This window comes from Hafnia sp. CBA7124, assembly GCF_002355555.1.
Classification (GTDB): domain Bacteria; phylum Pseudomonadota; class Gammaproteobacteria; order Enterobacterales; family Enterobacteriaceae; genus Hafnia; species Hafnia alvei.
The window spans coordinates 4350014-4370525 of the sequence record NZ_AP017469.1 but is presented as its reverse complement, the minus strand read 5'-3'; the positions used below and the strand labels follow the sequence as shown (position 1 = coordinate 4370525).

Genomic DNA, 20512 nt, shown 5'->3' with positions numbered 1-20512 from the left:
GATCAAGCTTAAAAGGCCCGCATGTACTGTGCATGACGGGCCTTTTTGTTTTTTGTCGGCATTGAACTGAGTCCAATTTGGCGTTAAAAATGGTGCAAAATGCATCGACGTCACCCGATTATGCTTAAATGCGTGTAATTGTTTGTGAAAGAATTCGGCTTAAGGGTTAAAAACAGATGTGATCAAGTATACTCTGGCTGGGTCAATGGGGTGTTTAGCTAACAGTATCCCCCACGTATTGGATTCTTATTGTTTAAATTAGATGTTATCGGAGAGACAGTTTGCGAGTCAGTCGTTCCTTAACGATCAAACAAATGGCAATGGTGTCGGTTGTGGCGCTCATTACGATTTGTATTTTTGTCGTGATTCAGCTGTTCCATTTTGTGGACCAGCGTAAGGAGGACTACGTCCAGCAACTGGAGAATTTGGCCCATTCGGTACGTGAGCCGCTTTCTGAAGCCATGTTGAATATGGACGCGGTGAGAGCCCAAAAAATTCTCGATAGTTTAGTTCCGATCGGCATTCTGAGCCGTGCCGACGTGATGTTGCCCAATGAGCTTCAGGCGCTAAAAGGACGTTTTCCTCAAGAGCGAGCCGTACCTGAAGCGGTGATGAAGATTTTCGATCTGCCCGTTCAGGTTTCAATGCCGCTTTACGGCATTGAACGCAATATCGCGGCGCGACAGCCATCGTCTTACTTGGTTTTACAGGCCGATTCGTTCCGCATTTATCAGTTTATTTTGTCGACGCTGTCTACCATGGTATCGACCTATCTTTTGCTGGCCTTGATTCTTACCGTTGCCATCAGTTGGTGTATGAATCGGCTATTGGTCTACCCGTTGCGCGCGCTGGCGCAAGAATTGCGCAGCATGCCGCTTGATACCCCTAATTTTCATCAGCTTACGCCACCTCCATCGCACGGAGATGATGAGCTGGGCTTATTGGTGCGCAACTATAATCGTAATCAGCAGGCGTTAGAGAAAGCTCATCAGGTGATGAGCCGCATGTCTACGCGCAATCCTCTGACCAATTTGCCTAATATGACGCTGTTTGTTCCTTTACTGGAGCAGCATTTATTGGTTTGCCGCAAAGAGAATTCCGGCATTGTTGTGATTAATATCAGTACATTGCAAGAGGCGATGGGGGTATTGGACACCACACAGCGCGATGCGTTACTGGCGTCATTAGTGAGCCGGTTGAATGAGTGTGTGAGCGAAGCCGATATGCTGGCGCAGGTTAATCAGGATCGCTTTGTGGTACTGGTGCGTAACGTTGAAAGGCCGCATTCGCTGATGCTCTTGGCGAAAAACCTGATGGACTCCATTACGCGGCAGCTTGATCTGGAAACGTTGGCGCTACGGCCTACGGCTAGCATTGGGATATCGTTTTATCAGCCAAATGCTGAAGAGACGATGGATGCCAAAAAAGAGGCTGAACTTCTCTTGAGTCAGGCAAGTTCCGCTATGAATATGGCGATGCGTGAAGGCAAAAACCAAATCCTGTTCTTTGAACCGAGGCTGGCCCGCAAGGCTAAAGAGCGGTTAACCAAAGAAACTGAAATTATGAACGCGCTCACCCAAGGCGACTTCTCTCTTTATCTTCAACCGCAGATTGACTTGCGTACAGGGCGTTTGGCAGGTGCAGAAGCGCTGATCCGCTGGAATCGCAAAGACGGCGAACTGACTTTACCTTCTGAATTTATCCCGTTGGCGGAAGAAGTGGGTGGCATAGAAGCGCTGGATGAATGGGTGATTAGCGAGTCGATGAAAATACTGTCGGCTTGGCAAAAGCAGAATATCGGCGTACCGATTTCGCTAAACGTTTCAGGTATTCAGATTGCTAATCTCAGTTACGTTGAGCTGCTGGAAAAAATGTTGCGAGAGTACCAACTCGATCCGCACATGCTGCATCTTGAGGTAACGGAAACGGCTTATATCAGCAATATGGAGCAGGCCGCAGAGATGTTGGCGCGTTTGCGCAAAATCGGTATCAAGATTGCTTTAGATGATTTTGGTATGGGTTACGCTGGCTTGAACTACTTGCAGCATCTGCCGGTGGACATTATTAAGATCGATAAAAACTTTGTCGACCAGATCCCTGCCGATGACGCTTTGGTTCGTATTGTGGCGTCCATTGCCGATGTGCTGGCGTTAGACGTAGTAGCCGAGGGTGTTGAATCCCATATGCAATGTGAGTGGCTGCTTGAACACGGTATCTACTATGCGCAAGGCTACTGGTTCTCTCCTGCGTTACCGCAGGAAGAATTTGAGAGAAAGTATTTTCTTATTTAAAGATTACGCTTAGTAAACAACTGATTATGGCCAGTTCGCTGGCCATCCTTCCATAAAAATCCCTTCCCTTTGTAGTGATAACCCTTTTTTCGTTGCGGGTTTGATGCGTTTCAGCTCATAAAAATGATAAAATTTGGTTACTAATTACAACATTGCATTTCCATATTGTTACGCCGGTGTTATTTTGCGTCCAACGCAGTACAGAGTCATAAAGGATGGTTGTACCGAGTGTAACCCCGGCCTTTAGTGCGTTGTATCTGATGCGTGCGTACCCGATAAGGAAGTGTATAAATATGAAAAAAAACCTTTTTAAAAGCCTCTATTTCCAGGTGTTATTAGCTATTTCTCTGGGGATATTACTAGGCCATTTCTACCCTGACCTCGGCGCACAGATGAAACCTCTGGGCGACGGATTCGTTAAACTGATCAAAATGATTATTGCTCCAGTTATCTTCTGTACGGTGGTAACTGGGATTGCAGGTATGGAAAGCATGAAGGCCGTTGGCCGCACCGGCGCAATTGCTCTGCTTTATTTTGAAGTCGTGAGTACTATTGCCCTGATTATTGGCTTGGTGATCGTGAACATTGTCCAGCCGGGCGCGGGTATGAACGTCGATCCTGCCGCGTTGGATGCCAAAGCGGTGGCGGTCTATGCCGATCAGGCAGCGCAACAGGGCTTGGTTGCCTTCATCATGGATATTATCCCAGGCAGCGTCATTGGTGCCTTTGCGAGTGGGAATATCCTTCAGGTTCTGCTGTTTGCCGTGATGTTTGGTTTTGCACTGCATCATTTGGGCGAGAAAGGACAGATGATGTTTAACTTCATCGACAGCTTCTCGAAGGTCATTTTCGGCATCATTAACATGATTATGAAACTGGCTCCAATCGGTGCATTCGGTGCGATGGCCTTTACCATTGGTAAATACGGCGTCGGAACGCTGGTGCAGTTGGGGCAGTTAATTATCTGCTTCTATATCACCTGCGTGCTGTTTGTGGTGTTTGTGTTGGGTTCCATCGCCAAGGCCACCGGATTCAGTATCTTCCGCTTCATTGCCTACATCAAAGAAGAACTGCTGATTGTATTAGGGACTTCCTCCTCTGAATCTGCGCTGCCGCGCATGCTGGATAAGATGGAGAAAGTAGGCTGTAAGAAATCGGTCGTGGGGTTAGTAATACCCACCGGATACTCCTTTAACCTCGATGGCACTTCGATTTACCTGACCATGGCGGCGGTGTTTATTGCGCAGGCAACCAACTCACACATGGATATCTGGCATCAAATTACCTTGCTGGTGGTTCTATTGCTGTCATCGAAGGGGGCCGCAGGTGTAACCGGAAGTGGGTTCATCGTTCTGGCAGCGACCATTTCAGCGGTAGGGCATCTACCGGTAGCGGGTTTGGCGCTGATTCTTGGTATTGACCGCTTTATGTCAGAAGCGCGTGCGTTGACGAATCTGATTGGTAACGGCGTGGCGACAATTGTGGTTGCGAAGCGTGTTCGCCAGTTGGATGAAAAACAAATGAAAGCGGTTTTAGGTAAAAAAGACCGCAACGCAGCCCAAACACAGACCCTATAACCCTCCTATTCCTCGGTTTTTGTTACCGAACATGACGGATTGCCCCCATTCGCTTGATGCGAGCGGGGGCATCTTTATAATGTGCCCATTCATTTCTACAACAACTCATTCGTCATACTTTCGGTTTCAGATGCGCGAGCGATCCTAACTTGCGACCTTTCTGAGCCTTTTGTTGTTTGGTGTCGATGTTGTTTAGAACTTTTTTTCTCTCTGTCGGGTGACATAATCCCACTCTTGTGGTCTAAAAATCGATGCTTGACTCATCGCGTTGAGTTAGCCGTTTTTACAGGCCAGATGGGTTATCTTCCTCAGGGGAATTCGCACATTTTTGTCAGTATTTAGTAGGGGTTCACATGCAAGGCACCAAAATTCGGCTCATGGTTGGTGGATTGTTGTTGGCAGCGGCCAGCAGCTCTGTGCATTCTGAAGCACTACAGCCCGATCCCGCGTGGCAGGAAGGAAAACTGGATAATGGTTTTTCATGGCAGTTGTTAGCCACACCACAGCGCCCATCCGATCGGATTGAGTTGCGTATGATAGTGAGCACTGGCTCACTTGTAGAGTCAAATCAGCAGGTGGGTTTTGCCCATCTGTTACCGCGTTTAGCATTAACGCATAGCGATAACTTTACTGCGAGCCAGCTCCAATCGTTCTGGCAGCAGAGTATCGACCCTCAGCGCCCGTTACCTCCGGCGGTGAGCTCTTATGATTACACCGCATACAATTTAAGCTTGCCGAATAACCGCCCTGAGCTGCTGAAAGAAGCGTTGCAGTGGCTGGCGAATACCGCCGGCAAGCTGAATATTGATAGCAATACGGTGATTAGCGCCCTGCAATCGCCGGAAAATTTGGTGGCGACGCTGCCTTCTGACGCCAACGATCCGCTATGGCGCCTTCGTCTTAAAGGCTCAACGATGCTTGGGCATGAGCCTGGCCAGGGACCAAATCGTCCGGTAGATACTCAACAGCTGAAGGCGTTTTATCAGCAGTGGTATACGCCAGACGCCATGACGCTTTACGTGGTTGGTAACGTTGATTCCCGCTCTCTGAGCGAGCAGATCAACAAGGCTTTTGCCGATTTGAAAGGCAAGCGTGAAACGCCAGCCACCTTACCAACGCTGGCTCCGCTGCCGACTACGCCAATTAACCTGATTGCCGAGAATGCGCAGCAGGATACGCTGTCGATCACGTGGGATGTGCCTTGGCAGCCAATCCGTGATTCTCAGGTTCTTCAGCGTTACTGGAAAAGTGATTTTGCTCGCGAAGCGCTGTTCAGCCATTTACAGCAGGTGTTGGCAAACAGCGATCTGAAAGGGTCGGTCAATCTGATGTTTGATTGTCAGGTACAATATCAGCGTTCTCAGTGCGCCATCCATCTGTCAACTACGCAGGCCAACCTGAATAAGGCCCTGAGCTTTATCGCTACGGAAATGTCGGCGGTGCATGATGACGGCGTTACGCAGCAAGAATTCGACACCATGATTGCGCAGAAGAAAGATCAGCTAACCAAGCTGTTTGCGACTTATGCGCGTACGGACACCGATGTTCTGATGAGCCAGCGTTTGCGTTCGCAGCAAAGCGGTGTAGTGGATATTTCTCCTGAAACCTACCAAAAGCTGCGTCAGAGTTTCTTGGCAACGCTGTCTCTGGATGATTTGAATCAGGAGCTGCATAACCAGCTTTCTCGTGAACCCACCTTGATCTTGCGCCAGCCACGCGGTGAACCTGAGGAAAACGTGAAGGCGTTACGTGACGTCTACAACAATACCATGGGGCTGAACATGGAAGATGCCTCGGCGGCCACTGATGCAGTGCCAGAAGATGCGTCATCTTCCGCTACTGCACCACAGGCGGATCCGGCGGCAAAAGAAGAGCCAACTTCAGCCCAATAGATTTCAGGAAGACTGTTAAAGGTATGATTTCCCATCCTTTTCCTTATAAAGGGGAAGGATGGGACATCGAAAGATTATTGGCGAGGCATTGCTTCCTGCGGGATGATAGCACCACGGTACTGGATGACGGTGCTAGCGGTTTGATGTCCGCGCTGTGCCGATGCGGTTGGTGTTCCACCAAGTAGGCGGACTGATAAATAACCGGCGCTGAATGAGTCACCTGCGGCAGTGGTATCAACCACTTTTTCTTTGGGTAGTTTAACCGCAGGTACATCTACGGTTTGCCCGTCGACTGAGACCATACAAGAATCAGCACCGCGCTTAATCACCACTTCGCTCACGCCTAGCGCGTGAGTGCGTGCAATGACCTCATCTGCAGGTTTTTGACCCCATAGCAGATCCTCATCATCCAGCGTTAAAAAGGCGATATCGGTGCAGGCAAGCATGGCGGTATAGGCTGCTTGTGTTTGTTCGATGTTCTGCCACAGACGTGGACGGTAGTTATTATCAAAAATAACTTTGCCCCCGTTGGCGCGACAGCGTTTTAATAAAGTGAGTAAGCGCTCACGACTATTGTCGTTGAGGATCGCGAGGCTAATTCCGCTGAGATAGAGATAATCAAACTGGGCTAATTGGTCACAAATCGCATCGGCGTTTTCGCCGTCTAGCCAATAGCGCGCAGCGGCATCGTTGCGCCAGTAGTAAAAGGTACGCTCGCCGCTGGCATCAGTTTCAATAAAATAGAGGCCGGGAAGTTTGTTATCCAAGCGCTGGGTTAACTCTGTTTTTACCCCTTCACGCTGCCACGCATCCAACATTTCGTTGCTGAACGTATCGGTACCTAACGCGGTGACATAGTGCACGGCCAGTTCATTTTCAGGCACCTGACGTGAAAGATAAACCGAGGTATTCAGCGTGTCGCCACCAAAGCCACGGGAAAGATCCGCACCTTTTTGCGACAGTTCAATCATACATTCGCCGATAACGGCAATTTTTGCATTGGAATGGGAAGCAATGGTCATGAAGGAAAGCCTGTTTTATTGAGGTCGTAAAAACGCAGTTATCTTAGTTTCCCCGTTGGAAAACTCAGCGTCAATATAAATAAAACAGTGTTCTATTTTTATATGATGTGGATCTAAAAAAGGGGCATTCGTGGTTGAATGCCTCATCTCACGGTGAACCGATAGTTTTCGATCTTGCTATCTAGGCGCTACTTTTTCTTGCGCAGCTCGGTCACGCTTTTTCCGCCAATTCCCCAGTTATCGGTTTCGACTTCCTCAATGATAACCACGGTGGTGGCTGGGTTTTTCCCCATCGTATCGACCAGTAACTGTGTGACACCGGCAATCAGTGCTTCTTTTTGTTCGGTAGTGGCACCTTCACGAGTGATTTTGATATTAACGAAAGGCATTTTGATACTCCATTGGTGTAAAAAAATAGGCTAATAAATTCCCATAAAACGAATTAATAGCGTAGCTCATTTGCCAAGCTCCGCTATTTGGTTACCGCTGATTCGTTAGCCGTATTCAAGTCACTTGAATTATTTTGGCTATAAAGATTTAAGGATCCTTGCCGATAACTGATTTTGTTCATTGTCCGTCAGGGCAACGAAAGTGGTTCTCACATGATGTATGCGGATGGTGGATACATGAAAATTGGCAAGACAATCGAGGCGGGGTGGATTATGCCCACGTTGCCCGCACTGGAGCCTACCCGCGAGCGAAATTTCTGGAGCCAGTGCCAGAGAAGCTATACCTTCCAGCCTATTTACTGTACCAGCGGTGTGCCGTTAGCGATTGAATTGCTGACAGCGGTTTACCACCCTGATAATCCTGATTGCCGCTTATCGCCTGAAGATTATTTCGAGCAAATCTCACAGGATCTGCGTGAAGATGTGGTGCTGGAACAGCTTAGACTGATTCAGCATTGGCATAGCTTTATTCAGCAGCGCGATTTGTTGGTATCTGTGAACGTTGATGGACAAACTCTGCAGTCTATTCAGCTATTGCCAGAAGCACGTAATCTGCTGGAAAGTATGCCCTATTTGCGCTTTGAAATGGTTGAACATGCGTATGCGGCGCTGACTATCCCCATTCAGTCGCTAGAAGATGTGCATCGTTTATGGCTTGATGATTTCGGCAGCGGGTTAGCAAATTTCTCTTCGCTGATGGAGTGCCGCTATGAGTTCGTCAAACTCGATCGTGCGCTGTTCTCGTTTTTACGCGAAAGCCATGAGGGTGTTAGGCTGTTTTATGCATTAGTGGCGCTGATGAGCCGTTATACCAAAGGTGTTATTGTCGAGGGTGTTGAAACCCCTCAGGAATGGATGTTAGTAAAACGTTCAGAGGCCTGTGCTGCGCAGGGTTTCTACCTCTCACGTCCGAATCGGTTCGACTCTCTGCATCAATTACCCACGTTCTTTCGCGAATAGTTTTTACGGGTAGCAAGCCTTCTGTTTTGCCCGTAAACGGGCATATCTTTAATATTTAACCTATGGTTATGTGTGGGAAACATCATCAATTAGATTAAATATTTAGGATATGCCATGACCAGAACAGGAAAAGCATTTAGCTGGTTAGCAGGGATCTTAGTGGTATTGATCGTTGGGATCGTTGTCTTTGTAATGACCTTTGATTGGAACCGCCTCAAGCCGACGATCAATAAGAAAGTCTCTACAGAACTTAATCGGCCGTTCGCTATTCGAGGCGATCTTGGCGTGGATTGGGCACGCCCGACTGATGAAACGGGCTGGCATTCTTGGGTGCCTTGGCCGCATATTCACGCTGAAGATATTGTGCTCGGCAATCCACCGGAGATCCCCGCGGTCTCGATGGTTACGTTGGAACGGGTTGATGCCAGCCTCGCCCCGCTAGCGCTACTCGGCAAACAGGTTTATATCCCCCGCATTAAACTCAAACAGCCAGATGCTTCACTGCGTAGGCTCGCGAATGGTAAGAATAACTGGACGTTTGAACTCGCTAATTCATCAACGGACGATCAAGCCAAAGATCAAAAGTCTGCGTGGTCTTTTAAGATCGATGACATCGTGTTTGATCAGGGTGTGATCGCCTATGACGATGCGATCGCTCATGCAAAATTTAAAGCCACCGTCGATCCGTTGGGGAAACCGTTGCCGTTTAGGGAGGTGATGGGAAACAGCGGTGCGGCGAAAAAAGTCGCTGGTAAAAAAGCACCTGATTATGTTTTTGGCTGGAAAGTCGATGGAACATATAACGGCGAATCGCTCTCAGGTAGCGGCAAGATTGGCGGCATGCTGGCGCTGCGCGATCCTGATGGTTTATTTCCACTACAGGCCGATGTGCGTTCAGGCAAAACCCGAGTTGCGGTTGCCGGTACGCTCAGCGATCCACTGAATTTAGGTGCGCTGGATCTGCGATTACAGTTCTCCGGCCAGAGCTTAAGTCAGCTGCATAAACTGACTGGAATCGTGTTACCTGATACCCCGCCTTATTCCACCGATGGCCATTTAAGCGCCGAGCTTAAACGCGCTAAAGGCGCGATTTATCGCTATCAAAACTTTAACGGTAAAATTGGCGATAGTGATATTCACGGTAGCCTTAGCTATCAAGTGAGCAAGCCACGTCCTTCACTGAACGGTGAACTGGTGTCTAACCAGCTCCGTTTTGCTGATTTAGCGCCGCTGATCGGTGCTGATTCCAATCAGGAAAAGGTGAACCGTGGTGATAAAGCCACACAGCCGTCTGACAAGGTTTTACCCGCAGATAAATTTGATACTAAGCAGTGGTCGACGATGGATGCCGACGTTAAATTTACCGCTAAACGGATTGAACACGGCGAATCTCTGCCGCTTAGCGATCTTTACACCCATTTGGTGCTCAACAATGGCACGTTGTTAATGGATCCGCTGCGTTTTGGCGTGGCTGGCGGTAATTTGAATTCGACAATTCGCTTGGAAGGACAACGCACGCCAATGCGCGGTATGGCGGATCTGCATGCGCGTGGTTTCCAGTTACAAAAGCTATTGCCTAACGTTGAGTCGATGCGCCGTAGCTTAGGACAGCTCAACGGCGATGCCAAAATCAGCGGTACGGGCAACTCGGTGGCTGACTTGCTGGCTACCAGCAACGGTGATGTACGTCTCCTAATCAACGATGGTGTGATAAGTCGCAACCTGATGGAAATTGCGGGCCTGAACGTGGGTAATTATCTGGTTGGTAAGCTGTTTGGTGATGATGAGGTGAAGATCAACTGCGCGGCAGCGGATATCGGCATTAAAAATGGTTTAGCCGCGACTCGCCTGTTTGTGTTCGATACCGAAAATGCGGTGATCAATATTTCGGGTAACGTCAATTTGGCTACCGAACGTATGGATTTGTCTGTCGATCCTGAAAGCAAAGGCATGCGGGTTCTGACCTTGCGTTCGCCATTGTATGTGAAGGGCACATTCAAGCACCCTGATGCGGGCGTTAAAGCTGGGCCGCTGATTGCGCGCGGCGTTGCTGCCGTGGCGCTTGGTGCTGTGGTTGCCCCCGCAGCAGCTTTGCTGGCGCTGATTTCCCCTAGTGATGTGGACTCTAACCAGTGCGGCGGCATGCTGAAAGGGATGAAAAAATAGCCAATCGCCTCGCCATTACTGGCGAGGCAGAGAATTTGTACTATGCTTTCTGGGTGTAACAACATGATTGTGTTGTTCATTTTTAATACACACAGATATCAAGGAAAACGGATGATGAAAGTATGGAATAAAGTCCTGTTAGCTTCTTTTATTGGGTTGGTTGTCGCGGGCTGTGACGATTCCACTAAAGTTGATGCCAATCTTGATAAAGCGAAAGACAACGCGGAACAAATTAAAGACGCTGCGGATAATAAAGCCGATCAAATTACCGATGCCGCTAAGCAAAAAGCCAATGAGCTGAAGAAAGAAGCGGATGTGCAGGCCGATCAACTCAGCGATAAAGCTAAAGCGATTAAAAGTGAGGCCGAAAAACGCGCCGATGCCCTTACGGATGATGCGAAAGCTAAGGCCAAATCCATAGAGCAGCAGGCCAAGCAGCAGAGCGATCAAATAATCGATCAGGCTAAGACGATTAAAGAGAGCGCCATCAGCGGTGCGAACGATCTTTCCGCCGATGCTCAAACCAAAACTCAGGCGATTAAAGACAGCATGAAGCAAAACCCACCGGCTCAGAATGGTGTAGCTCCAGCGTCAAATGAAACGCCAAAGACAAATGCCAATCCGTAGCGTAAGGCGCACTATAATTTAGGTGTGGGTAAGATTATTTTTAATCAGTAAATTTAGGGGGAGTGTATGGGTATCCTTTCGTGGATTATTTTCGGGCTTATTGCCGGTATTCTGGCTAAATGGATTATGCCGGGGAAAGACGGCGGTGGGTTTATTGTTACCGTGATCCTTGGGGTTGTGGGTGCCGTTGTTGGTGGTTATATCAGCACCTTCTTTGGCTACGGTCGAGTCGATGGCTTTAATTTCGGCAGTTTTATCGTTGCCGTTATTGGTGCTCTGGTGGTGTTGTTTATCTACCGTAAGATCCGCAGCTAGATGTAATCTCGGGGCGGATTTCCGCCCCGATGTTTTATGGGTTAACGAACGATTTCGCCATCACGAAGAATAAACATCAGTTTTCCGTCCCAAAATTCCGCGATAAAGACATCTTCAGCTTTGATACCGCAGCGTTCTAGTTCTTGCTCCATCCATGCTTCGTCTTTTTCTATTTGGTTGAGCTCATAAGAGCGTAAACGCCCATCTTTCATGAGAATGATCGACGGCATCTGAGCCCCTTCACATACGACGGTAAGCTGTCCGCTTGGCTCTATTTGGGCATAGTTGATTTCTTGGAACGAATGAATACCTTGAGCATGTAGCTGCGATGACACGTTTAAAATATCGATTTTGTTTTTCTTAGTCAGGATATTCTCCATCAGAAAACGCCCTTTTTTAATGATAGGAATGGGATCGCCGATGGTGACTGAACGAAAGAAATAGACATGCTTACTGATTGCATTCAGCAATGAGATTAAACCTACGCCGATGAGCAGCACGATAATGTATTGATAAAGAGGAATAGCATCGCTGTAGATAACGCCGCCAATAATGCCACCTAGTACAAAGTTGCCGATAAAATCGACCGGTGTCATTTGCGATAGCTGAGTTTTACCTGAAAAATTCAGATGCGTAATCACAATGGCGAATCCCAAAATAAACTTCACCAAAACGTATCCGTAGTATTCCATACGCCCTCCCAAGCGATCAAAACAATAAGATTATCTTTATATTTCTTAATCATAAAAACAGAAGCTCTCTTTTTATACAAGAGAGCTTGAGGTTAGGCTTAAATTTATTGAGAGTTTTTTACGCGAGCGGCAAGGTTTGCACAGCTGTGATCTTGTATTTCTTCAATCGATGCTAAGTTCAATCGCCACCATTCACGCTGGGTGGCTAACAGCACAAAGTTGCCCTCAGCAGTGGGGAGCAATGCCAATCCAAACGCTCCCATGTTTTCCCGCGCCTGTGGTAAGCCTTCGGCTAACAGAATGAACGGGCTGTTTTTTCCCAGAGAGTTTCTGTCGAGCGTTCGCGCCCAGTAGCTGTGGTGATTGATCCCAATCTGTACCGGCTGCCATTGTGATGATAGTGAGGGCGCCAAAGATGTAATCCGCGCAAGTACCTTGGGTTTAGTGCACGACATATGGATATGCAGCTGATTTTGCATTCGACCATATTCAGAATTAATGGTGAATGACAGCAGGTCATCCGGCACAGGTTTGCCATAACGCTTTGACAGCCAATCGCGCTGTTGCCATGCGGCGGCAAAATAATTGGGTTGCTGTGGGTTTAACAAGAGGGGTGATTCAATGCCTGTAACCTTGGCGGTTGGCATCAATAGATATTGCAGGGGGCCGTTGCGGTCTTTAAATACCACAAATCTCTGTGCAAGGTTGACCTCGGCACAGGGACTTGGGTTTTGTCGTTGTTGTTGATGCGGTACACACTGTTGGCTGACAATTTTCCACAGAGCATCGGGATGCGAGGGCTGAAGGAAGAAGAAGCCGGTAATGACGAGGAGCACAATAACAAGTAGTACGATGAATCCTGTTTTGCGCTGAAATCTCATCATTACCAAACTTCCCAATAAAGTGGTCTAAAGGACGCTTACCTTACTGAGCACATGCACGTTTGTCTAATGCGCCGCTCCAACGAGTCATACCAAATGCCAGTAAGACTACGATTGCACCAACCCACGGTGTCACCATCAGGCCATAGTTCTCAACGATCATACCGCCGACCCATGCACCACCGGCGATGCCGAGGTTAAAGGCTGCGATGTTCAAACCAGAAGCGACGTCAACGGCGTGAGGGGCATAGCGTTCTGCCTGTTGCACCACATAAACCTGCAAACCAGGGACGTTACCAAAGGCGACTGCACCCCAGAACAATACGGTAATCAAGGCCAGCACTGGGCTGTGTGCGGTGAAGCTAAACACGGCAAGTACGGCGGCTAACAGTAAGAAAATAATTTGTAGTGCTTTAATTGGGCCCATACGGTCGGCTAAGCGTCCACCCCACAGGTTACCTGCTGCCACAGATACTCCGTAAATCAGCATTACCCACGTTACGGCGCTGGCGCTAAATCCACTGACCTGCTGCAAAATAGGCGCAAGGAAAGTGAAGACCACAAAGTTACCGCCGTAGCCCAATGCGGTTTTAGCGTAGACCATCAACAAGCGTGGCTGTTTCAAGATGGTCAACTGACGAGCGATGGAAGCCGGTGGCGTATGTTTTAAACCGTTAGGCACGAAAATCAGGCTACCGATAAGGGCAATAATCCCCAGCAGCGAAACCGCCAAGAAGGTTTCATGCCAGCCAAAATGTTGGCCAATGAACGTCCCTAAAGGTACGCCGGTGACTAGGGCCACGGTTAAACCGGTGAACATAATCGCGATGGCGCTGGCGGCTTTTTCTTTCGGCACTAGGCTGGTGGCCAGCGTAGAACCGATGGAGAAAAAGACCCCGTGGGCTAAGCCGGTCAGCACGCGAGCGGTCATCAGCGACATATAGCCGGGCGCTTTCCACGCTAACAGGTTACCGAGGGTAAACAGCACCATCAGGCCAATCAGCAGCGTTTTACGCGGCATACGGCCGGTTAACGCGGTGAGCACCGGTGCGCCGATGGCAACGCCGAGCGCATATAAACTCACAAGCAGGCCAGCAGACGGCAGGGAAACCTGCAAATCTGCGGCGATAGTTGGGATCAGGCCCACGATAACAAACTCCGTGGTGCCGATGGCAAACGCACTGATGGTCAGTGCAAACAGAGCTAATGGCATAACTGCAAACTCCTATCCTCTTCATCTTTCAAGCCACAGACAGCGGGGTTTGAAATCTCTTGGGTATGAATAATTGATGGCGCTGAGTTTGCACGGATTATTTTTGCAGAAAAATAGGTCTATACTCACAAGATAATTGATTGGTGAGCAACAATGAAAACAACAACCGAAGAGCTGGTGGCTTTTGTCGCCGTTGTCGATGCGGGAAGCCTGACCGGCGCCGCAGAGCAGTTAGGTCAAACGCCCAGCGGTATTAGCCGTGCGCTAGGGCGTTTAGAACAAAAGCTAGAAACCACGCTGCTTAACCGCACCACGCGGCGCATTGATTTAACCGAAGAAGGGCGAATTTTTCTCGATCGCGCACGCGCTATTCTCGAAGCGATTGAAGAAGCAGAAGAGCAGTTGGCCTTGCAGCGGCATCGTCCGGCTGGTCGTCTGCGCATAAACGCCGCATCGCCGTTTATGCTGCATGTGGTGGTTCCGCTGATTGAAGCCTTCACTGCGCAGTTTCCAGAGATTGATCTGGAACTCAATACCAGCGACCAAATTATCGATTTGCTGGAACAGCGCACCGATGTGGCGATCCGCATTGGGACTCTGCAAGACTCAAGTCTGCACGCGCGTCCTATTGGGCGTTCGGGATTGAAGGTGCTGGCTGCGCCGGAATACCTGCAAAAATTTGGTACCCCAGAGCGGGTAGAAGAACTGAGTGAACATCGGCTGTTAGGCTTTACCCAGCCACAATCGCTTAACCAGTGGCCGCTTAAGCAGAGCCAGTGCGCGACATTTTCCGTTACGCCTAACATTGCGGCTTCTAGCGGTGAAACGCTGCGTCATTTGGCGATAAACGGGCGGGGAATTGTATGTCTTTCTGATTTTATGACGCATCAGGATATTGCTGAAGGGCGTTTGGTGCAGGTGCTGGCCGAGCACACCTTGGAGACATATCAGTCAATTCATGCGGTGTATTATCGAAATAGTCAGCTTTCGGCACGTATTCGCTGTTTTCTGGATTTTTTGGCGGAGAGATATCCGCTGCACAAGTGACTGAGTGGTAAAGATATCTGCCAAGCTTCCCCTCTTTGCACAGGGAAGCTTGGCGTGGAATAACTTATGGCTGTGGATTTTTGCGTTCTACGGTGGTGTCGCCGTCATAGTTGGCGGTGGCAATCCACGCGGCGCAAAATAGCGTTAAGCGGGCGAAGAAATAGAAGAAAGCCATCAGACCAATGACCGAGCCAAACGCCGCACCGGAAGGTGAGCGTGCAAGGCTAGGCAATGTCCACGTCATCACAAATTTAATCACTTCAAAGCCAATAGCCGCAATTAAGGTTCCACGCAGCAAGGCTTTTTTCTTTGGCTTATGACGCGGCAATACTAAGAAAATCCAAAGAAACAACAGATAGTTAGCCATGATCGAAATAGACAGCGCAATTGCCGTCATCACGGGGCGTAACCATTCAATGCCGTCTAAACCTAAGGCGCGAACAATAGAAGCCTGCGCGGCACCGGCGATAGACGTAAACGAAAGTGAAACGATTAACGCAATCACTAGACCCGTAAGCGAGATAAAATCGCGCAGGTAGCGAAAGTAGAATTTTTCCTGATCCTGTGGATTGCGCTCCCAAACCTCTCGAGACTGCGCGCGAATCGCCTCACGCAGATTTCCCATCCAACTAATGCCTGAATAGAGCGCAATGGCTAAACCGGTTAATCCCACGGTGGTGCGCTGCTGGATGGCGGTATTCACGGTATTTTTCAGGGTCGTTGCTAAATTTGGATCGCTGATACTGCTGACTATTTTGTTAATCAGTTCAGTAAGCAAATCGGGATTTGAGGCAAGTACAAAACCGACGGCGGCAAACGACACCATCAAAATAGGGATAAGAGATAAAAACGAAAAGTAGGTAATCGCTGCACCGAACTGACTGCCCAGTCGGTCATTAAAACGATCAACTGCGCGGATAACATGGGCCACGCTGGGAATGGCTTTGAACCAGTCCATGACGCCATTGGCTTTATCCAGCGTTTTCACCACTTGGGTGGTGACGGTTGCTTTACTGCTTTTGTGGTCTAATTCTTTTGGCATAAGCATTTTCACCTGTCTGCGTTTGGGAACATAGGCAAATTCAGGCGCTTAATTTCTCACGTCAGGATGGGCGAATAATCTAGATCCTAGCAGAGTCGAGCTGTAAGGCAAAATAGGTGAAGAGAAAATCTAGGTTAATAAATATTTTCTGATGGCTTTTAATGCCATTTTTTTCGTCATTAAGCCGGGAGTATTAAGAATATTCTGCTAATTTAACTCGAACTGAGTAAATTACGACATAGATTGCATAATATGACGAAAAAATAGAGAGTAATATCGGGGGTAAGCTAAAAATTAAACAAAGAATCTGTGAGGCAGGTTTTTTATTTAATGAGTGCAATTCAGTATGTTATGGCATAATTAGACCGTTCAATTACTATTTTTCAACTCTTAGTAAGAGGTGTGTTGGCCATGCATAATCAACCAATTCACAGGCTTGGGTGAGCCGACAAGAATTTACCGGTTTGCAGCCTTCAAGCAACTTAAATTATTTAGGGTATAGACGAATAGGAAATAGTTTTTGATTTATATTCGTCCTCAGCTAACGATTCAAGGTAAAGGCATGCTCGATATTGATGTTAGCGTTATCCGAATTTTTCTTACGGTGATGGATACACGCAGTGTCACCTTAGCGGCAGAGCTGCTGAATAGTTCAACGGCGTCGGTTAGTCGTGCCCTCAAGAAAATGCGTGATAGTTTTAACGATCCGCTTTTTATTCGTACGAAGAAAGGATTAGAACCCACCGCTCTGGCCTATAACATTACGCCCAATTTAGCGCTGGCTCTGAATAGTATTCAGAGCGCGGTGAGTGTTTCGACCACTCTGCTCAATGGTGATAATCGTCAGACGCGTTTAAAGCTGAGTTTGTCCCCGATGCTTGAATATTACCTGACGAGCATATTGCAGCATCAAGGGTATCCTTTTGACGACGTCGCCCTAACGAATGAAACCCATGACGGTGATTTGACCAAAGACATCACTCGGCTACGTACCCGCAAAATCGACATTAGCTTTACACCGCAAAAATATGCAGATTGGATGATAACCAATGTGCCGCTTTTCGATCTGGTGCCAGTGGTAATGTGCCGCAAGGATCACCCGCGAATTAAAGCCGGATTTAACTTACAGGAGCTTGAGCGGGAAGAGTATTTAAGCCCAACGATGTGGCCATCTTTGTTTGAAGATAACATTGTGCTGAATCCGCATAACAAAGCGCCTATTTACTCGAGCACCTCGGTACTCAATTTGATGATGATGACGGCTACTACAGACTATATTCTGATTTGTGGCCAACCTTTTGCGCGTGAATTTGAAAAATTGGTTGATGTGCAGGTTCTCGAATTCCCGCACGCGAAGCCGATGGGAACCATTTATGCCCATTATCATAAGAGCAGAGCGACGGACGTTAATATCGTTAACCTGATTAATAAAATTAAGGCTGGGGCTTTACACGAATAAAAACAATAGGAATTAACTGATAGTTAATTCCTATAAATTCTTTTTTCTGCTTAAAATTACATTTATTCGTTCATATATAAAAATGGATAACTAAAGTGTTATCCATTTTTATTTCTTCAATAGAGAACTATTAGCGTTTAGCAAGCAAAATATCGCATATCTATAGATGTTTTACTCTGAACATTTAGTGCTTTTTTTGTGATCTAGGTAGCATAACTGAAGTTGTGCTGTGAATAGTCTCAAAGCTATCAAAAAACAAACATATGTTAAAAGAATTCAATAACTAAATGAAATTAAATGATTTTTTCTATATTCTTAATCTGATTTTTGCTTTCGTTCACCTACATGACAGACACAAAAAGACTACATTTCGTTTTGTGCAAAAGGCATTTCCGCCCACGGTTATTGTTAAGAGTCTTCTTTCTGCCTAACTTGTACCCAAGATATACCGAATCATATTCAGCTTGCTGTTATTCTGCATTGAGGATGTCTTGGTTATTAGTCCTCCCTAAATTACGATGCACTTTACTTTCTATCTGTTTACGTTTGATTGAATAAACGTAACGGGATGAAAGGCACTCATTTGGTATTTGTGGATGATATTGAAAATCATCCTATTGCGTTTTTATCTCATGACTGCTTGATTTTATATTGCAGCTGCATAGCGTCGGATTGGAGTTATCACAAGGATGTACTACTAGGCAAGATACCCCGCAGTGGTGTTGCCGATGATATTTAAGGTAATAAAAAGTGAATTCATTATCCACATCATCATCTGAGCTTGAAGTCATTAATATTGATAACGCGGTGATCGCTATTTTATCTGACGATCCTATGTTTGCTGCGGGAGTAAAAAGCCTATTGAAGAAAATTGCACCTCTAGGCCAAGGGGCTGTGATTGATTCTGATAGAGCCAAAATTGTTATGGTTGATTTAGACAGCTTGAATCAATCTATTTTTCAGGTGGTTCGTACTCTGGCCGGTTTACGTTCGTATGATGCCTATCGCACCGTATTTTGGACATCGAATCAGGCAGAGCATACGCTGAATTTCATTCGACTCATTGATAATGCAAGTTTTATTAACAAGAAAGCGTCCCTTGAGTCGGTAGAATCAGCGGTGCAGGAAGTCCTGCGCGGTGGTCGTTTTGTGACGCAAGAAGTTCAGCATACGTTCCAGACATCCAATGGTCCGGGTCGCGTCACTGAAGAAACGTTCACGATCTTAGATGACATGATGAGCGGCATGCGTGTGAAGTGTATCGCTGCCAAGCTACATACCGCGGACAAGTCGATCTACAGCAAGCTGCGTCAGTTCCGTGAGCGCCTATCTTTGCTGCGTAAAAGCGACTTTTTGAGCTTTATTCACGACATTTCGTGATCGTGCAATAACATCAAGCCTGAGAGAAAGATAAACAAAAGGCCGAAGAGAAATCTTCGGCCTTTTCTGTTACTGCGCCATCAATGATTAGCGCATAGTTACAAACTCTTCCGAGCCTGTTGGGTGGATCGCCACGGTGTTGTCGAAGTCTTTTTTGGTTGCACCCATTTTCAGTGCAACGGCAAAGCCCTGTAGCATTTCATCCATGCCGTAGCCAATACCGTGGATGCCAACGATCTTCTCATCTTTACCTACGCAGACCAGCTTCATGCGGCACGGTTGGCGGTGCTGAGTCACAGCGGTATACATCGCGGTGAAGGAGGATTTGTACACCTTCACGTTGTCTTCGCCATGCTGCTCTTTCGCCTGGTCTTCAGTTAAACCAACGGTGCCAATTGGCGGATGGCTGAATACTACGGTTGGAATATTGCTGTAGTCGAGATGCTCATCAGGTTTGTTGTTAAACAAACGCTCAGACAAGCGGCGGCCTGCAGCAACGGCGACCGGCGTTAACTCAACGGCACCGGTGTTATCACCAACGGCATAAATGCCTTTTACGTTGGTATTCTGATATTTATCAACGGTGATATAGCCTTTATCGTTGGTTTTGACACCCGCGGCGCTCAGGTTGATATTGTCGTTGGCAGGTTCACGGCCAATGGCCCAAATCAGGCAGTCAACTTCAAACGTTTTGCCATTTTCCAGCGTTAACGTCAGGCTACCGTCGCTATTTTTAACCACGGATTTTGGCACTGACTGGGTGTGCAACTGCGGGCCTTCGGCGTTCATCACTTCAACCAATGCTTCAACGATCATTGGATCAAAGGTACGCAGAGGCGCGTGTTTACGCACGAACAGATGGGTTTCAGAGCCCAAACCATTCAGCACACCGGCAATTTCTACTGCGATATAGCCAGCACCCACCACTGCCACGCGTTTTGGCAGTGCATCTAATTCAAAGAAACCATCGGAGTTAATGCCGTATTCTGCCCCTGGAATATTCGGGCGAGAAGGGCGGCCACCGGTTGCGATCAGGATATGATCGGCGGTGATGGTTTCGCCGTTCACTTCAACGGTATGCGCATCAATAAATTTGGCAAAGCCGTGGATCACATCCACTTTATTGTTGCCCAGTCCACGTTCATAGGACTGATGGATACGGTCGATATAGGCGGTGCGGCTTTCGATCAGTTTGCCCCAATCGAACTTATTCACCGTGGTATCAAAACCATAGTCAGGGCCATACAGATGGATCGCTTCCGCGATTTGTGCAGCGTGCCACATTACTTTTTTCGGCACACAACCCACGTTTACGCAGGTGCCGCCCAGATACTTGGCTTCAACCAGCGCACACTTTTGGCCATACATGGCCGCACGGTTGATGGAAGCAATACCGCCGCTGCCACCGCCAATTGCGAGATAGTCATAATGTTTAGTCATCAGGGAGTTCCATGAGTTGTGTACCCGTCATACTTCAAGCCGCCTCGATGCCACTTGAA

At 47.7% G+C, this 20512-nt stretch carries 17 protein-coding genes; 10 read left to right on the top strand and 7 right to left on the bottom strand.

All coding sequences use genetic code 11. The features are described 5' to 3' along the window. Positions 1 to 281: 281 nt before the first annotated feature. From hmsP to CPY98_RS19825, 3 genes are all read left to right on the top strand, one after another. A complete protein-coding gene (gene hmsP / locus CPY98_RS19835) occupies positions 282 to 2291 on the top strand; it encodes a biofilm formation regulator HmsP (protein WP_204354938.1) in 2010 nt (669 codons plus the stop codon). Positions 2292 to 2584: 293 nt separating this feature from the next. Further along, the gene (locus tag CPY98_RS19830; protein WP_025799519.1) at positions 2585 to 3868 is read left to right on the top strand and encodes a dicarboxylate/amino acid:cation symporter; all 1284 of its coding nucleotides are present in this window, start codon (positions 2585 to 2587) and stop codon (positions 3866 to 3868) included. 353 nt (positions 3869 to 4221) lie between these two features. Continuing rightward, positions 4222 to 5760, top strand: a complete 1539-nt coding sequence (locus tag CPY98_RS19825; protein WP_025799518.1) for a pitrilysin family protein — start codon at positions 4222 to 4224, stop codon at positions 5758 to 5760. Between the two features lie 74 nt (positions 5761 to 5834). On the opposite strand, the gene CPY98_RS19820 is transcribed toward CPY98_RS19825, so the two are convergent. Next, positions 5835 to 6782 carry a sugar kinase gene (locus tag CPY98_RS19820; protein WP_043489642.1) on the bottom strand — a complete coding sequence of 316 codons (948 nt, stop codon included), beginning with the start codon at positions 6780 to 6782 and terminating at the stop codon, positions 5835 to 5837. Positions 6783 to 6970: 188 nt separating this feature from the next. Further along, entirely contained in the window at positions 6971 to 7171 is a 201-nt protein-coding gene (locus tag CPY98_RS19815) for a 2-hydroxymuconate tautomerase family protein (RefSeq protein ID WP_025799514.1), read from the bottom strand. Positions 7172 to 7408: 237 nt separating this feature from the next. Between CPY98_RS19815 and pdeH the strand changes: the two genes are divergently transcribed. The 4 genes from pdeH (at position 7409) to CPY98_RS19795 (ending at position 11299) form a co-directional block, all read left to right on the top strand. Next, positions 7409 to 8191, top strand: coding sequence for a cyclic-guanylate-specific phosphodiesterase (gene pdeH / locus CPY98_RS19810; RefSeq protein WP_046448868.1), 783 nt, complete (start codon positions 7409 to 7411; stop codon positions 8189 to 8191). A gap of 114 nt (positions 8192 to 8305) precedes the next feature. Beyond that, the gene (locus tag CPY98_RS19805; protein WP_046448867.1) at positions 8306 to 10357 is read left to right on the top strand and encodes an AsmA family protein; all 2052 of its coding nucleotides are present in this window, start codon (positions 8306 to 8308) and stop codon (positions 10355 to 10357) included. Positions 10358 to 10471: 114 nt separating this feature from the next. Further along, positions 10472 to 10984, top strand: coding sequence for an E3 ubiquitin--protein ligase (locus CPY98_RS19800; protein WP_043489706.1), 513 nt, complete (start codon positions 10472 to 10474; stop codon positions 10982 to 10984). Between the two features lie 66 nt (positions 10985 to 11050). Continuing rightward, positions 11051 to 11299, top strand: a complete 249-nt coding sequence (locus CPY98_RS19795) for a GlsB/YeaQ/YmgE family stress response membrane protein (RefSeq protein ID WP_025799506.1) — start codon at positions 11051 to 11053, stop codon at positions 11297 to 11299. A gap of 41 nt (positions 11300 to 11340) precedes the next feature. Here CPY98_RS19795 and CPY98_RS19790 read toward each other — a convergent pair whose 3' ends face one another. The 3 genes from CPY98_RS19790 to CPY98_RS19780 form a co-directional block, all read right to left on the bottom strand. Continuing rightward, positions 11341 to 11991 (bottom strand): DUF421 domain-containing protein, encoded by a 651-nt coding sequence (locus tag CPY98_RS19790; protein WP_025799504.1) that lies wholly within the window; start codon positions 11989 to 11991, stop codon positions 11341 to 11343. A 104-nt stretch (positions 11992 to 12095) separates the two neighbouring features. Continuing rightward, on the bottom strand, positions 12096 to 12872 hold the full coding sequence (locus tag CPY98_RS19785) for a CDP-diacylglycerol diphosphatase (protein WP_231899474.1): 777 nt from the start codon (positions 12870 to 12872) through the stop codon (positions 12096 to 12098). 43 nt (positions 12873 to 12915) lie between these two features. Beyond that, positions 12916 to 14085, bottom strand: a complete 1170-nt coding sequence (locus CPY98_RS19780; protein WP_025799500.1) for an MFS transporter — start codon at positions 14083 to 14085, stop codon at positions 12916 to 12918. Between the two features lie 153 nt (positions 14086 to 14238). On the opposite strand from CPY98_RS19780, the gene CPY98_RS19775 reads away from it, so the two are divergent. Further along, a complete protein-coding gene (locus tag CPY98_RS19775; RefSeq protein ID WP_096388648.1) occupies positions 14239 to 15132 on the top strand; it encodes a LysR family transcriptional regulator in 894 nt (297 codons plus the stop codon). A 64-nt stretch (positions 15133 to 15196) separates the two neighbouring features. On the opposite strand, the gene yhjD is transcribed toward CPY98_RS19775, so the two are convergent. Then, the gene (yhjD, locus tag CPY98_RS19770; RefSeq protein ID WP_025799495.1) at positions 15197 to 16180 is read right to left on the bottom strand and encodes an inner membrane protein YhjD; all 984 of its coding nucleotides are present in this window, start codon (positions 16178 to 16180) and stop codon (positions 15197 to 15199) included. Positions 16181 to 16736: 556 nt separating this feature from the next. Between yhjD and CPY98_RS19765 the strand changes: the two genes are divergently transcribed. Both CPY98_RS19765 and CPY98_RS19760 read left to right on the top strand, forming a co-directional pair. After that, positions 16737 to 17633 (top strand): LysR family transcriptional regulator, encoded by an 897-nt coding sequence (locus tag CPY98_RS19765; RefSeq protein WP_096388787.1) that lies wholly within the window; start codon positions 16737 to 16739, stop codon positions 17631 to 17633. Between the two features lie 750 nt (positions 17634 to 18383). Then, positions 18384 to 19013, top strand: coding sequence for a response regulator transcription factor (locus CPY98_RS19760; protein ID WP_043489632.1), 630 nt, complete (start codon positions 18384 to 18386; stop codon positions 19011 to 19013). An 87-nt stretch (positions 19014 to 19100) separates the two neighbouring features. On the opposite strand, the gene gorA is transcribed toward CPY98_RS19760, so the two are convergent. Next, positions 19101 to 20453: a glutathione-disulfide reductase gene (gorA, locus tag CPY98_RS19755; RefSeq protein WP_046448865.1), complete on the bottom strand. Its 1353-nt coding sequence runs from the start codon at positions 20451 to 20453 to the stop codon at positions 19101 to 19103. Positions 20454 to 20512 lie beyond the last annotated feature (59 nt).